This is a genomic window from Shewanella sp. SW24, from assembly GCF_025653395.1.
Classification (GTDB): Bacteria; Pseudomonadota; Gammaproteobacteria; order Enterobacterales; family Shewanellaceae; genus Shewanella; species Shewanella oncorhynchi.
Genome location: NZ_JAKKSH010000016.1, coordinates 18486 through 32087 on the forward strand (window position 1 = coordinate 18486; position 13602 = coordinate 32087).

At 45.2% G+C, this 13602-nt stretch carries 12 protein-coding genes; 8 read left to right on the top strand and 4 right to left on the bottom strand.

The genetic code is table 11. From position 1 onward, the window contains the following. Nucleotides 1-7: 7 nt before the first annotated feature. The 4 genes from aceE to ampD form a co-directional block, all read right to left on the bottom strand. A complete protein-coding gene (aceE, locus tag L5M17_RS14030; RefSeq protein WP_263148187.1) occupies nucleotides 8-2674 on the bottom strand; it encodes a pyruvate dehydrogenase (acetyl-transferring), homodimeric type in 2667 nt (888 codons plus the stop codon). Nucleotides 2675-2755: 81 nt separating this feature from the next. Further along, entirely contained in the window at nucleotides 2756-3508 is a 753-nt protein-coding gene (gene pdhR / locus L5M17_RS14035) for a pyruvate dehydrogenase complex transcriptional repressor PdhR (protein WP_105250401.1), read from the bottom strand. A 317-nt stretch (nucleotides 3509-3825) separates the two neighbouring features. After that, nucleotides 3826-4677 (bottom strand): beta-lactamase regulator AmpE, encoded by an 852-nt coding sequence (ampE, locus tag L5M17_RS14040; protein ID WP_263148189.1) that lies wholly within the window; start codon nucleotides 4675-4677, stop codon nucleotides 3826-3828. 95 nt (nucleotides 4678-4772) lie between these two features. Next, entirely contained in the window at nucleotides 4773-5321 is a 549-nt protein-coding gene (gene ampD / locus L5M17_RS14045) for a 1,6-anhydro-N-acetylmuramyl-L-alanine amidase AmpD (protein WP_263142920.1), read from the bottom strand. A 258-nt stretch (nucleotides 5322-5579) separates the two neighbouring features. Here ampD and nadC point away from each other — a divergent pair, with 258 nt between their 5' ends. The 8 genes from nadC (at nucleotide 5580) to yacG (ending at nucleotide 13552) form a co-directional block, all read left to right on the top strand. Next, nucleotides 5580-6461, top strand: a complete 882-nt coding sequence (gene nadC, locus L5M17_RS14050; RefSeq protein WP_105250404.1) for a carboxylating nicotinate-nucleotide diphosphorylase — start codon at nucleotides 5580-5582, stop codon at nucleotides 6459-6461. Between the two features lie 752 nt (nucleotides 6462-7213). Then, nucleotides 7214-7627: a prepilin-type N-terminal cleavage/methylation domain-containing protein gene (locus L5M17_RS14055; protein ID WP_317629592.1), complete on the top strand. Its 414-nt coding sequence runs from the start codon at nucleotides 7214-7216 to the stop codon at nucleotides 7625-7627. 71 nt (nucleotides 7628-7698) lie between these two features. After that, complete coding sequence (gene pilB, locus L5M17_RS14060) at nucleotides 7699-9411, top strand: type IV-A pilus assembly ATPase PilB (RefSeq protein WP_263148191.1); 1713 nt, start codon at nucleotides 7699-7701, stop codon at nucleotides 9409-9411. A 137-nt stretch (nucleotides 9412-9548) separates the two neighbouring features. Next, nucleotides 9549-10817: a type II secretion system F family protein gene (locus tag L5M17_RS14065; RefSeq protein WP_263148193.1), complete on the top strand. Its 1269-nt coding sequence runs from the start codon at nucleotides 9549-9551 to the stop codon at nucleotides 10815-10817. A 32-nt stretch (nucleotides 10818-10849) separates the two neighbouring features. Beyond that, entirely contained in the window at nucleotides 10850-11776 is a 927-nt protein-coding gene (locus L5M17_RS14070; protein WP_263148194.1) for a prepilin peptidase, read from the top strand. Between the two features lie 148 nt (nucleotides 11777-11924). Beyond that, nucleotides 11925-12542 (top strand): dephospho-CoA kinase, encoded by a 618-nt coding sequence (gene coaE, locus L5M17_RS14075; RefSeq protein ID WP_105250410.1) that lies wholly within the window; start codon nucleotides 11925-11927, stop codon nucleotides 12540-12542. Then, nucleotides 12535-13269 (top strand): cell division protein ZapD, encoded by a 735-nt coding sequence (gene zapD / locus L5M17_RS14080; RefSeq protein WP_105250411.1) that lies wholly within the window; start codon nucleotides 12535-12537, stop codon nucleotides 13267-13269. The genes coaE and zapD overlap by 8 nt, the downstream gene beginning before the upstream one ends. 73 nt (nucleotides 13270-13342) lie before the next feature. Beyond that, on the top strand, nucleotides 13343-13552 hold the full coding sequence (gene yacG / locus L5M17_RS14085) for a DNA gyrase inhibitor YacG (RefSeq protein WP_006083355.1): 210 nt from the start codon (nucleotides 13343-13345) through the stop codon (nucleotides 13550-13552). Nucleotides 13553-13602 lie beyond the last annotated feature (50 nt).

Here is a 13602-nt window from a genome sequence, read left to right on the forward strand (position 1 = left end):
TTGCCTCTTACGCGTACTGTGGATTGATCTTGTCAGCGTCGATACCATATTCTTTAATGGCTTTTGCTAACACATCGACAGGCAGCTCTTTGCGATCAACCAGTGATTTCAGTGCCGCAATCACGATGAACTTAGCGTCCACTTCGAAGTGGTGACGCAGATTCTCGCGGCTGTCTGAACGACCGAAACCGTCAGTACCTAACACTTTGTAATCGGTAGGAATATAAGCACGTAACTGTTCGCCGTAAATCTTCATATAGTCAGTCGCGACGATTGCAGGTGCATCACTTGAAATCACTTGGCTGATATAGGCTTGTTTTGGCGTTTCGGTTGGGTGCAGCATGTTCCAACGCTCAGCGGCTTGACCATCGCGAGTCAATTCGTTGAAGCTAGTTACGCTAAATACGTCGGCAGTAATACCGAAGTCTTTCGCCAGTGCTTGCGCCGCTTTACGGGTTTGTTCAAGGATAGTGCCACAGCTCATTAACTGCACTTTGCCTTTACCTGAGCCCGCAACCGTTTCTAACTTATAGATACCTTTCACTATGCCCACTTCCGCACCTTCTGGCATGGCTGGTTGCTCATAGTTTTCGTTCATTGTGGTCAAGTAGTAGAAGATATCTTCTTGATTTTCGCCGTACATACGACGGATACCATCTTGTACCACAACGGCGATTTCGTAGCCGTAGGTTGGATCGTAAGTAATACAGTTAGGGACAGTGTTCGCCAATACGTGGCTATGACCATCTTGATGCTGTAAACCTTCGCCGTTAAGCGTTGTACGACCTGAAGTACCACCGACTAAGAAACCACGAGCACGCATATCACCCGCTGCCCAAGCCATGTCACCAATACGTTGGAAACCGAACATTGAGTAGTAGATGTAGAACGGAATCATAGGTGTATCGTTGACTGAGTAGCTCGTCGCTGCTGATACCCATGAAGACATAGCGCCGAGTTCGTTAATCCCTTCTTGCAATACTTGGCCGGTTTTATCTTCACGGTAGTAAGCAACTTGGTCAGAATCCTGCGGAATATATTTTTGGCCTTCGTGAGCATAAATACCCACTTGACGGAACAAACCTTCCATACCGAAAGTACGAGCTTCGTCAGGAATAATTGGCACAATATTTTTGCCAATTTTCTTGTCTTTCAGCAGAGCTGTCAGAACACGAACGAATGCCATAGTCGATGAAATTTCACGGCCGTTAGAGCCCTGTAAAATCGAATCAAAAATCTTCAGTGACGGCACTTCCATCTCTTCAGTGAACTTTTGACGACGTTGTGGCACGCTACCATGCAGCGCTTCACGACGGCTCATCATGTACTTCACTTCTTCAGAATCTGGACCTGGGTGATAGAAAGGCAGATCTTCTAACTGGTCATCTGGGATCGGAATATTGAAACGATCGCGGAAGTAACGGATAGACTCGATACCCATTTTCTTCACGTTGTGAGCGATGTTTTTACCTTCACCCGCATCACCTAAGCCATAACCTTTTACGGTTTTAGCTAAAATCACCGTTGGGCGACCTTTGGTTTTTTGTGCGTGATCTAAGGCAGCGTACACTTTCACTGGATCATGACCGCCACGGTTTAAGCGCCAAATGTCATCATCTGACATGTTAGCAACCATTTCTGCCGTTTCAGGATACTTACCAAAGAAGTGTTCGCGAGTATAAGCGCCACCTTTGGCTTTACAGTTTTGGTATTCACCGTCAACGGTTTCTTCCATTAACTGCAGTAACTTACCGCTTGTATCACGGGCTAATAATGGATCCCAGTAACGACCCCAAATCACTTTAACGACTTCCCAGCCTGCGCCGCGGAATTCGCCTTCAAGTTCTTGGATGATCTTACCGTTACCACGTACAGGGCCATCAAGACGCTGTAAGTTACAGTTAACGATGAAGACTAAGTTATCTAATTCTTCACGGGCCGCTAAACCAATCGCACCTAAGGCTTCTGGCTCGTCACACTCACCGTCACCTAAGAAACAGTAAACGGTTTGTGCTGAACAATCTTTCAGACCACGGTCAGTCAGATATTTCAGGAAACGCGCCTGATAAATCGCTTGGATAGGACCTAAGCCCATAGAAACGGTTGGAAATTGCCAGTAATCCGGCATCAGTTTTGGATGTGGGTATGAAGACAGACCCTTGCCATCCACTTCTTGACGGAAGTTAGCCAGTTGGTCTTCGCTTAAGCGACCTTCTAAGAATGAACGCGCATAAATACCAGGGGCGATATGGCCTTGGAAATACACTAAATCGCCACCGTCTTTTTCATTGGGTGCGCGGAAGAAGTGGTTAAAACATACGTCATAAATAGTCGCACTTGAGGCGAAGCTTGAAATATGGCCGCCTAATTCTAAATCTTTCTTAGAACCACGAAGCACCATAGCTAAAGCGTTCCAACGGATGATGGCGCGAATGCGACGTTCCATCTCTTGGTTGCCAGGCATGTGCGGCTCTTGACCCGCAGGGATAGTGTTCAGGTAAGCCGTTGTGGCGTTATAAGGCAAGTGAGTGCCATTACGACGCGCTTTATCGATCAGCTTTTCTAGTAAAAAATGCGCGCGCTCTGGGCCTTCCTGTTCCAACACGGCTTGCAGGGCATCAACCCATTCCTGAGTCTCTAACGGATCTACGTCTTGTAGCATATCTTCAGACATGACACTGTCCTTCTCTATATACATGATAATGAATGGTGTTTGCGGCATATTCCGATTTAGCTGGCAGCTAAATCACAGAACTTAAGCGCCACTCTTTAAACGGCGCAAGCTTCGCTGCAACCGGCTATCTTCTTCCCGCACAGATAACATCACCTCTTCGATGTAACTTAAGTGTTCATTCGAGGCTTCTCTGGCGGCGTCGGGATCACGACGAACGATGGCAGCGAGCAAGGCCCGTCTGTGATCGTTAGCCATAGTAGAAGCTTCTTCGCGGCGGCTTAAAAGCTCCAGGTTTTGCGCCACATTTTGATGCAGCACAGGGGTTAAACTAAGAACGAGGTGTAACATAGCCACGTTATGTGACGCTTCCGCCACAGCACGATAAAAACGCACAATCGCAGCAGCTTTTTGTTCGATATCGGTGGCGGCTTCCACCTCGAGGATCATACGCTTGATATTTTGCATATCGGCGTCGGTACCACGCAGGGCCGCAAAATAGGCCATCATGCCTTCGGTGGCATGGCGGAACTCCAGTAAGTCGTACTGACTCTCTGGATCTGAATTCATCAGTTCAACAATAGGATCGGCAAGGGTCTGCCAGAGTTGTTCTTTGACATAAGTACCACCGCCTTGGCGGCGCATTAACAGTCCTTTTGCCTCAAGCTTTTGAATAGCTTCACGCAAAGAAGGTCGAGACACTTCAAACTGGATCGCCAGTTCGCGTTCAGGCGGTAACTTCTGACCGGGCTGTAAACTCCCCTCTAAGATCATTTGCTCTAATTGCGCCATGATCACGTCAGAAATTTTTGGCTGATTAATTTTACTATAGGCCATCAGGCGCTCAGCTCCGTTGTAAATTGGTCTTACCAATTTTTTTGAGTGAGCGCACTTTATCAAATCAGCGTTTTGATGTCCAGATTGAAGATCACTCCTTAAAAGCGATCTCGATCAAAAGCACTCACGAAGAGAGAGCATAGCGGAAAAAAATGTTTATGGGGTCAGACCATTTGACAAAAGCACGGGCTTCGCCCTACTAGGCGCTGCAAAAAGCGCAGCGGATAGATTCTAGGCTCTAGATTCTAGACTAGAAGGAGCACTACGACGCCCTAGCAGCGAAGCGTTCTCGATTCTAACAGCGAAGCATCCTTCTTTTAGCTCACCAATCCGAAAATGGTCAGTAATGAAAGTATTGCAACAATAAGTGTAAAGTTACGTTTACTGAGCACTAATAATGCTAAGGTTGATTGTACACATATAGGTGCACTTGCGACCTCAGGTAAAGGTTGTGCCGCTAATGCCGTTTCAGCAACCACAGTGCGAGCGCTCACATTTAAGGCCAATCCATTACGGCGCCACGCCGCTAAACCTTCACTAAATTGACCACTTAAGGCATAACCAAAGGCGAAAATCCGGCTCGGTAACCAATCCAGTATCGTAATCACTTCGTTGACTAAGGGTAGCTCTAGAGATTTACGGGCATTCTCTTCGGCATAAAAACGTACCGTGCAATACAGTACCGCACCGACTGGACCTAAAAAAATGAAAAACAGCGCCACGGCACCATAATAACGATAGTTAATCCAAGCAACACTTTGCCCCACTTTGGCACCTAGGTCTTTCTCGGATACAGCATCTAAACACTCGCTACAATCGAGTTCAGCGGCATAATGGTAACAAGCTTGGACATCTGAGCGACAAGCCGCTTGCATATATTTTTTGAAAATATCACGCTGTTTCTGATGGTTAAAACAAACCACTGCCACAACAATCCATAGAGCTAAACTTAATAAGCCCCAAAACATTCCCGCCACTAACCAAGATAAAACATATACCAACAAGGCTGGTAGCACTAACGCCAACGCCATCATCACGCTTGTCAGTGATGCTTTATCACCAAAAAATGTTGCCTGATAGGATTGCAGTAAACGATCAAATTGCCATGATGAAGGAAGAAATTTAAGTCGCTCCACTAAAATGGCGACCAAGAGTGAAAATAATGCCATGGGTGTACCTCTATAATTTGTCCATAAATAGTCTAGGTTTATATGGAATACGTCTAAAATCCAAAAAGTTAAGTGATTAACTAAGAGCACAACGCCTAAATATATTCCTTTAACTTGCCTAAATATCCTTCCCAATTAAAACTTTGCCCAGGGTCCGTTTTCCGCATTGGCGCAATATCACAATGACCCACAATCCGTTCAATACTCAGCAATGGATATTCTACCAGTAGGGCTTGTGTTAACTCGATGAGTGACTGATATTGCTCAGGAGTGTAAGGCTCAGTATCTGTGCCTTCCAGTTCAATACCAATGGAAAAATCATTACAATTCTCTCTCTCACCATAACGAGACACCCCAGCATGCCAAGCCCTGTCATTACAGCTTACATATTGGACACGCTCGCCATTGCGGCGGATCAAAAAGTGCGCCGACACTTGTAAGCCCTTGAGCGGTGCAAAGCTGGAATCGGCATTAGTATCTAAACACCCTTGAAATAATTGATCAATGTAAGGTAATCCAAAGCAGCCTGCGGGCAGACTAATATTGTGGATCACTAACAAACTCACTTCATTCAAGGGACGTTGATTAAAATGTGGCGACTCACAACGCCTCGCACTATCACACCAACCCGAATCAAACCGCATTATGAGCTTATCCTCTATGCCACATATACCGCCTTACTCTAACAGTATTCCTCCAAGCAAAGAAGAAACCCTGCACACGGAACTTACTGACTGAGCTATCTTTTAATATTGAGATCATGGAACAAACCATCCACTCTCAATTCAAATAAGGCTGCAGCTTACTCCTTTTGCTCAATCTTCCAACCTGTTCCGTGGGACCTAAGGCCGTGGTAATCTTAACCTAAAATGCAAGTAGGCCGTAATGCAAGGACTCCACTTATGTTAGAAAACGATATCCGCCAATCAGTAAAATCCGCCCTCAGTGAAGACTTAGGTGGCACCGAAATCAACGATCAAACCAAAGCCATCGCTTATGGCGACATCACAGCAATGTTGATCCCCGCCGATAAGTACGCTGAAGCCACTTTAATCACCCGTGAAGAAGGCGTTTTTTGTGGTAAAGCATGGGCAGAGCAGGTTTTTAACCAACTCGGTGGCGAAGTCGCACTGCATTGGCATGTGGATGATGGCGATCTAGTATTACCCAACCAGCTATTATGTGAATTATCAGGTCCTGCGCGCGCTATTCTCACTGGCGAACGCACGGCAATGAACTTTATTCAAACACTTTCTGGTGTTGCCACCTTAACCAAACATTATGTCGATAAACTGGCGGGGACTCACACTCGCTTGTTGGATACTCGCAAGACGATTCCAGGCCTACGCACGGCACAAAAATATGCCGTCACCTGCGGCGGCGGAAAAAACCATCGCATTGGTTTATATGATGCTTTTTTGATTAAAGAAAACCACATTATGGCCTGTGGCGGTATTCGCCAAGCCGTAGATACCGCCCGCAGTTTGTACCCGAATAAACCCGTTGAAGTCGAAGTTGAGTCACTCGAAGAGCTCGCCTTAGCACTCGACTCTGGCACAGATATCATAATGTTAGATAACTTCGACATCACTAAGATGGTCGAAGCGGTTGAAATGAACAATCAATATAAGGCTAAAGGCGCCGGCGCTAAGCTCGAAGTCTCTGGTAATGTCACCTTAGATACCTTAGCCGAATTCGCCAAAACAGGGGTGGACTATATCTCAGTTGGCGCACTCACTAAGCATGTTCGCGCCTTAGATTTATCACTCAGATTAAAAGCTTAAAACCGCTAGATGTTAATAACTGGCAGTGGAATGTTCTCGCAAAGTACCGTAAGCACATTCCACTCATAAAATATTAAGGCGAAATGCCTTTGTTTTGTAGGGTTCCTGCAAACCAAATGCGAAATCCTGCCTGCACTATCATACTCAGCATTCCCCCTCACGATGCACTCACCCCGTCACCATTTTATGTCACCAATTTGACAACATAGAGAGACACGCCAGCTAAACTGACATTGTCAAAAAGTTGTTATAACCTAACCTGTCGATAAGTTAGCCTTTTATACAAAAACAACACTTTATTAGTACTTTATACTTAATTTTTGTTTCCTTTTACCTAACTTTGTACTAACTTTTACCAAGGCGAGATGGCCGTTTGGTCAACCTCACCTAAGGTCAGCACTGGGATTCTTTTTAAAATTGTCTAGTTCACGTTTTTTGAGAGGCATATTTTTGAAAACGTTAGCCTAAGGTGCGGTTGCCGAAACAATTTATTCAAACAAGTGCTAACCCAGCATTAACTTAGTGCTAATTTAGCAAAGCGAGCTTGGATAAATCAGCATGAGTCATTACACATGGGTCATTCAAGATCATCGGTGTACTGTTAATGTTACATAGATCATATAAATGATTTTATTGACATAAATGAGTAATAAAGTTTGATGAGATAAAACAATTTATAGAGTAAAACAGCGGTTAGGTTAAACACTCTATTCAACCACAGTAAGTCACTAAATAGTTAGCTGGAGAGAAAAATGAAGGCCATGAATTTAAAGAAACAAGCTCAGGGTTTTACTCTGATCGAACTGATGATCGTAGTCGCCATTATCGGTATTTTGGCAGCTGTAGCATTGCCAGCTTATCGTGATTATGTTGGTTCGGCTCATGGTGGTGCAGCCATGAAAGCTATTGCATCATATACAACTAAAGCTGTTACATGTACGCAATCAGGTATTAGTTGCGATACTTTACCAGCTGATGTTGCTGCTTCCCCCGGAATGTCGTTAACCGAACTGACTGCCGAAGGAATTGGTGGGACGTTAGTTTTTGCGGAAGGTTCATGTACACTTACTGCAACTATATCTCCTGAAGGTAGAGTTACATACGCCATTGTTAGCGCAGGTGCGGGGGCGACATTAGAACAATGTACTGCTGGTGCAGGCTTATAGTTTAGCAAGTATATCTATAATAAATGGCAGCACTGCTGCCATTTAATCTTTCATTAGTTTAGGTTTTAAAAATGCCCACAACTGGCCTTCATTTAGGTTTATCGACCCTGTTTATTCGTAAGGGCCTGCTTAATGAAGAGCAGATGGCTAACGCCATCACAAAATCCCGTCAGAATAAGCAAGCGTTAGTCAGCACTTTAGTACAAAGTAAACTGGTTTCAGCACGTGCTATTGCTGAACTGTGCTACGAGGAATATGGCACCCCACTACTCGATCTCAATGAATTTGATCTTGCTTCGATTCCTGAGGACTTCCTCAATAAAAAACTGATTGAAAAGCACCGCTGCTTACCGCTATTTAAACGGGGAAATCGCCTCTATATAGGCACATCCGACCCGACCAATATTGCTGCCCTCGAAGATTTCCAATTTAGTGCAGGCTTGCACGCCGAAGCGATTCTAGTTGAAGAAGATAAACTAGCCAAAGCACTGGAGAAAATTCTCGAAGTAGATATTAGCGGCCTAGATTTAGGCGGTATGGATGAAGCGGCTTTAGCCAATATTGAAATAACAGATACCGACAGACGCAATGAAGAGTCAACGGGTGAGAGTAGCGATGATGCACCTATTGTTATCTATATCAATAAAATTCTAACCGATGCGATTCGTAAAGGAGCCTCGGATTTACACTTTGAACCCTATGAGAAGCGCTACCGCATTCGTTTTCGCATCGACGGTATTCTCCACGAAGTTTCCGAACCCCCTATTAGCCTTGCAAATCGTTTATCGGCGCGATTAAAGGTAATGTCGAAACTTGATATCGCCGAACGCCGCGTGCCACAAGACGGCCGAATCAAGATGAAACTTTCCCGCACTAAGTCCATCGACTTTCGGGTAAGCACTTTGCCGACCCTGTGGGGCGAAAAAATTGTAATGCGGATTTTGGATTCATCCTCCGCACAATTGGGCATTGAAAAGCTTGGCTACGAGCCTGACCAAGAAAAACTCTATCTTGAGATGTTGGCAAAACCCCAAGGGATGATTTTAGTGACCGGTCCTACTGGCTCAGGTAAAACCGTCTCCCTCTATACAGGGTTAAATATTCTTAATACCGAAGAGCGTAATATTTCTACCGCCGAAGATCCGGTAGAAATAAACCTTGAGGGCGTAAACCAAGTTCACATTAACTTAAAAGCCGGCCTCACTTTCGCCTCCGCTTTACGTTCATTCCTACGCCAAGATCCCGATGTGGTGATGGTGGGTGAAATTCGCGATCTTGAAACCGCCGAAATTGCCATTAAAGCGGCACAAACGGGACACTTAGTGTTATCAACCTTGCACACAAACTCGGCTGCCGAAACCTTGACTCGTTTAATCAATATGGGTGTACCAGGTTATAACATCGCCAGCTCAGTTAACCTGATTATTGCCCAGCGTTTGGCACGTCGACTTTGCCCCGAATGTAAGCAAGCTGAAATCATCCCTGAGCATGAACTATTACGTTTAGGTTTTGCCCAAGCACAAATTACACAAGGTTTTACCACCTTTAAACCTGTGGGCTGCGAGCATTGCTCCGGCGGCTACAAAGGCCGGGTTGGTATTTACGAAGTGATGAAGATGTCCGATGAAATAGCGCGTACTATCATGGAAGGCGGTAACTCCTTACAAATCGCCTCCCAAGCTAAAGCGCAAGGGATGCGTGATTTACGGCAATCAGGATTATTGAAAGTGATTCACGGCGTAACTAGTATTGCAGAAGTCAATCGCGTCACCAGTTTTGGCTAAATCCAATCTTTTATATCTAAAATTTAGGCAATACCGTATTACTACTCGTATATTTGAATCTTAGAGTCCAAACTATTTCGCTAGCACAGCGTTCAGTTAACTAGAAATCTAGAACGATTTATTTACAGGGATAATTTATGGCTACGGCAACGACAACAAGAAAGTCTCGAACTAAGAAAAACGAGCAAAAAAGCCAGCCCAAAATCTATACCTTCGAATGGAAAGGCGTAAATCGCGACGGCAAAAAAACGGCAGGCGAACTTAGAGGTGCAACCGCAGCCGAAATCCGTAGTCAGCTTAAATCCCAAGGAGTAAACCCTAAGAGCGTTCGTAAGCAGTCCTCTCCGCTATTTAAGTTAGGTGAAGCCAATATCACCCCTATGGATATAGCAATGATGACCCGTCAAGTCGCGACTATGTTGGCGGCAGGCGTTCCTTTGGTAACGACATTTGAACTACTCGGCCGTGGCCATGAAAAAGCTAAAATGCGGGAATTACTGGGTACTATTTTAACCGACATTCAATCGGGTATTCCCTTATCCGATGCCATGCGCCCCCATAGACGTTACTTCGACGAACTTTATGTAGACTTAGTCGCCGCAGGTGAGCACTCAGGTTCACTCGATTTGGTTTTCGATCGCGTCGCAACCTACAGAGAAAAAACGGAAGCGCTCAAATCAAAAATTAAGAAAGCCATGTTCTATCCTGCAGCGGTCGTCATAGTCGCGCTTTTAGTCACGACATTGTTATTACTCTTTGTCGTACCTCAATTCGAGGAAATTTTTAAGGGCTTTGGTGCAGAACTACCCGCCTTTACGCAACTGGTACTGCATATTTCCCGCGGCTTACAATCCTCTTGGTACATCTTTTTAGCCGCTATTGTTGGCGGCGTATTTTTGTTTGTACGAGCACATCGAAACTCGCAAATGGTGCGAGATAGAGTAGACGAAGCCGTGCTAAAAATCCCTGCCATTGGACCGATTTTACACAAAGGGGCTATGGCTCGTTTCGCCCGCACCTTAGCTACCACATTTGCTGCAGGTGTGCCGTTAATTGATGGCTTAGAATCCGCCGCTGGCGCATCGGGTAATGCAGTTTATCGCAAAGCCATATTGAATATTCGCCAAGAGGTAATGGCGGGGATGCAAATGAATGTCGCGATGCAAACCACAGGGCTTTTCCCCGATATGCTAGTGCAGATGGTGATGATAGGCGAAGAATCCGGCTCGCTGGATAACATGCTCAATAAAGTCTCAACCATATATGAAATGCAGGTAGACGATGCGGTTGATGGTTTATCAAGCCTAATTGAACCTATTATGATGGTAGTCATAGGTACTGTGGTCGGCGGGTTAATTGTCGCTATGTATCTTCCTATCTTCCAAATGGGTAAAATCGTCAGTTAATTCATTCGATTCAAATAAAATAAGAAAACTAAATGTCAGAATTTATCTCTCTTTTGGGCCACTCTTTTGATCAGAGTCCTTGGCTCTTTATTACGCTAAGCTTTATTTTTGCCGCCACCATAGGCAGTTTTTTAAACGTAGTGATCCACAGATTTCCTGTGATGATGAAACGGGAATGGCAGCAAGAATGTAATCAGTATTTGCAGGAATACCACGCTGAGATAGTCACAAAAATCGGTATTGATAAACTCAATACACCTATAGATAGCTTCCCCGAAAAATATAATCTCGTGGTGCCGGGCTCAGCCTGCCCTAAGTGCAAAACGTCGATTAAACCTTGGCATAATTTACCTGTATTCGGCTGGTTAATGCTCAAGGGAAAATGCGCCGCCTGTCACGCCCCCATTTCCGCCCGCTACCCAATAATTGAATTCATCACAGGGCTACTTGTTGCGACTTTAGCGTGGCACTTTGGTCCAAGCTGGCAATTTGTCTTTGCGAGCATACTGACATTTGTACTTGTCGCCCTTACTGGTATCGATCTTGATGAGATGCTGCTGCCAGATCAAATGACGTTACCGTTACTTTGGCTCGGCTTGATCATCAATCTAAATCATACCTTTGCGAGCCCAACCGATGCCGTTATCGGTGCGGCAGCTGGCTATTTAAGCTTGTGGTCCATTTTTTGGCTATTTAAGATCCTCACTGGCAAGGAAGGCATGGGCTATGGGGACTTTAAACTGCTCGCCGTTTTCGGTGCTTGGCTCGGCTGGCAAATGCTGCCGCTGGTCATTTTACTTTCGTCCTTAGTCGGAGCTGTCGTCGGTATCACTATGATTGTCAGTAAACGCCTCAAACAAGGTAATCCCATCCCATTTGGGCCTTATATTGCTGCCGCAGGCTGGATAGCCCTAATATGGGGTCAATCTATAGTGGACTGGTACTTAAGTACGTTATAGAACAGGCTTCACTTAAGGATAACGGAACGTTCGCAAGCTCACTCACTGAACGCTTCGCTTACCGTAAGGGCGAAGCCCGTTCCGTAGACTGTAAGGACGAAGTCCGTCCTAGCAGCGTAGCGTACTTCATAGCTTTTAAGAGAGTTTTATGTCCAAATTTATTGTTGGTTTAACGGGTGGGATTGGTAGCGGTAAAACGACTGTTGCCAATTTATTCGCCGCAGAAGGCATTACCTTAGTCGACGCTGATATCGTTGCCCGCGACGTTGTCGCTCAGGGTTCAAAAGGGCTTGAGACTATCGTTAGCCATTTTGGCATTGAGATGTTAACGCCTGAGGGTGAACTCGATCGCGCCAAACTGCGGCAACGGATATTTAGCCACCCTGAAGAACGTGAATGGTTAAACCGGCTATTGCACCCCATGATCCGCCAAGAAATGCTAGCGCAGGTAGAAAAAGCAACCTCAGCCTATGTAATTATGGTCGTGCCCTTGCTATTTGAGAACGGGTTAGATAGGTTAGTCAATCGGACTTTAGTGGTGGATATTTCGCCAGAGTTGCAAATCAGCCGCACCATAAAAAGGGACAATGTTGATGTATCTCAAGTAAATAACATCATTAATAGCCAATTGAGCCGCAGCGAAAAACTCGCCCGAGCCGACGACATTATTGATAATCAGGGAGAGATATCAACCTTAAAACGAGAGGTGCTAGCATTGCACCAACGCTATTTACAACTATCTGGTACTCATAACGCCCATGACTAAATTAGTTTACGAACAGCCCCTAAACGAGAAAATTCGCAGCTACTTGCGGCTCGAATACCTCGATAAACAGCTGCAAAGTAACCTAAGCAATGACCACCAACATAGATGTTTTTATCCGCTGTTTTCCCTCTGTGAATTGTCTGAACGCTGCGATTATCGCAATGAAGTATTAAAAGATATTGAGCGGCACTTGCTGCAACTGAACAAATGGCAAGAATTAGATCACGTCGACCACCAGCAAATCAATATCTATATCAACGCCCTCACCCAAGCCCGCGAACCGTTACAAAAGCCTGAACGCTTCGGCAGCCAATTAAAACAAGACAAATTTATTTCCGCACTACGACAACGCTTCGGCATGCCAGGTGCTTGCTGTAACTTCGACCTACCACAACTGCATTATTGGCTATCTAAACCTTGGGAAGAAAAACAGCACGATTATCGCTCTTGGATAGCGCATTTCGAACCTTTGCTCACCCCCATCACACTATTACTCCAACTCACCCGCAGTACAGCCCATTACGACAATGCCGTTGCCCATGCTGGCTTTTATCAAGGTGACAGTGCCCAAGCACTTGCTTTGGTAAGGGTTAAAGTCGATGCTTCCCACGGGTGTTATCCTACGATTAGCGGCCATAAAAACCGTTTCGCTATCCATTTTGTGCAGTTTGAACAACAACGCCACTCCGACCGTTCAATTGATTTCTTACTGGCTACCTGTGCATGAAGCCTTTACACTAATGGCCTGAAAGACATTCGTATTGGCGGCCGCTTTATCGCCGTTAACCAAGAGAACAATTATGCCATTGACCGTTAACTGCCCTATTTGCAAAGCCCCTGTCGAGTGGGTGCCACAATCTGCATTTAAACCTTTTTGCAGCGAGCGCTGTAAGTTGATCGACCTCGGCGATTGGGCGTCAGAAAAACACGTCATCCCAGTCAAAGCCGAATTTGATCCAGAAGCATTTGATGAATTTGATCTCGATGAAGGCGATTTTTTTAAAGAGTAATTTGTGGGTTTATACACGAATCACTCAGCTCAAGCCTTTAATGCACTTAC

Bases quoted from the DNA above. Each gene is read 5' to 3' on its own strand.
- aceE (WP_263148187.1), bottom strand. From the start codon at position 2,674: ATGTCTGAAGATATGCTACAAGACGTAGATCCGTTAGAGACTCAGGAA.
- pdhR (WP_105250401.1), bottom strand. From the start codon at position 3,508: ATGGCCTATAGTAAAATTAATCAGCCAAAAATTTCTGACGTGATCATG.
- ampE (WP_263148189.1), bottom strand. From the start codon at position 4,677: ATGGCATTATTTTCACTCTTGGTCGCCATTTTAGTGGAGCGACTTAAA.
- ampD (WP_263142920.1), bottom strand. From the start codon at position 5,321: ATGCGGTTTGATTCGGGTTGGTGTGATAGTGCGAGGCGTTGTGAGTCG.
- nadC (WP_105250404.1), top strand. From the start codon at position 5,580: ATGTTAGAAAACGATATCCGCCAATCAGTAAAATCCGCCCTCAGTGAA.
- L5M17_RS14055 (WP_317629592.1), top strand. From the start codon at position 7,214: ATGAAGGCCATGAATTTAAAGAAACAAGCTCAGGGTTTTACTCTGATC.
- pilB (WP_263148191.1), top strand. From the start codon at position 7,699: ATGCCCACAACTGGCCTTCATTTAGGTTTATCGACCCTGTTTATTCGT.
- L5M17_RS14065 (WP_263148193.1), top strand. From the start codon at position 9,549: ATGGCTACGGCAACGACAACAAGAAAGTCTCGAACTAAGAAAAACGAG.
- L5M17_RS14070 (WP_263148194.1), top strand. From the start codon at position 10,850: ATGTCAGAATTTATCTCTCTTTTGGGCCACTCTTTTGATCAGAGTCCT.
- coaE (WP_105250410.1), top strand. From the start codon at position 11,925: ATGTCCAAATTTATTGTTGGTTTAACGGGTGGGATTGGTAGCGGTAAA.
- zapD (WP_105250411.1), top strand. From the start codon at position 12,535: ATGACTAAATTAGTTTACGAACAGCCCCTAAACGAGAAAATTCGCAGC.
- yacG (WP_006083355.1), top strand. From the start codon at position 13,343: ATGCCATTGACCGTTAACTGCCCTATTTGCAAAGCCCCTGTCGAGTGG.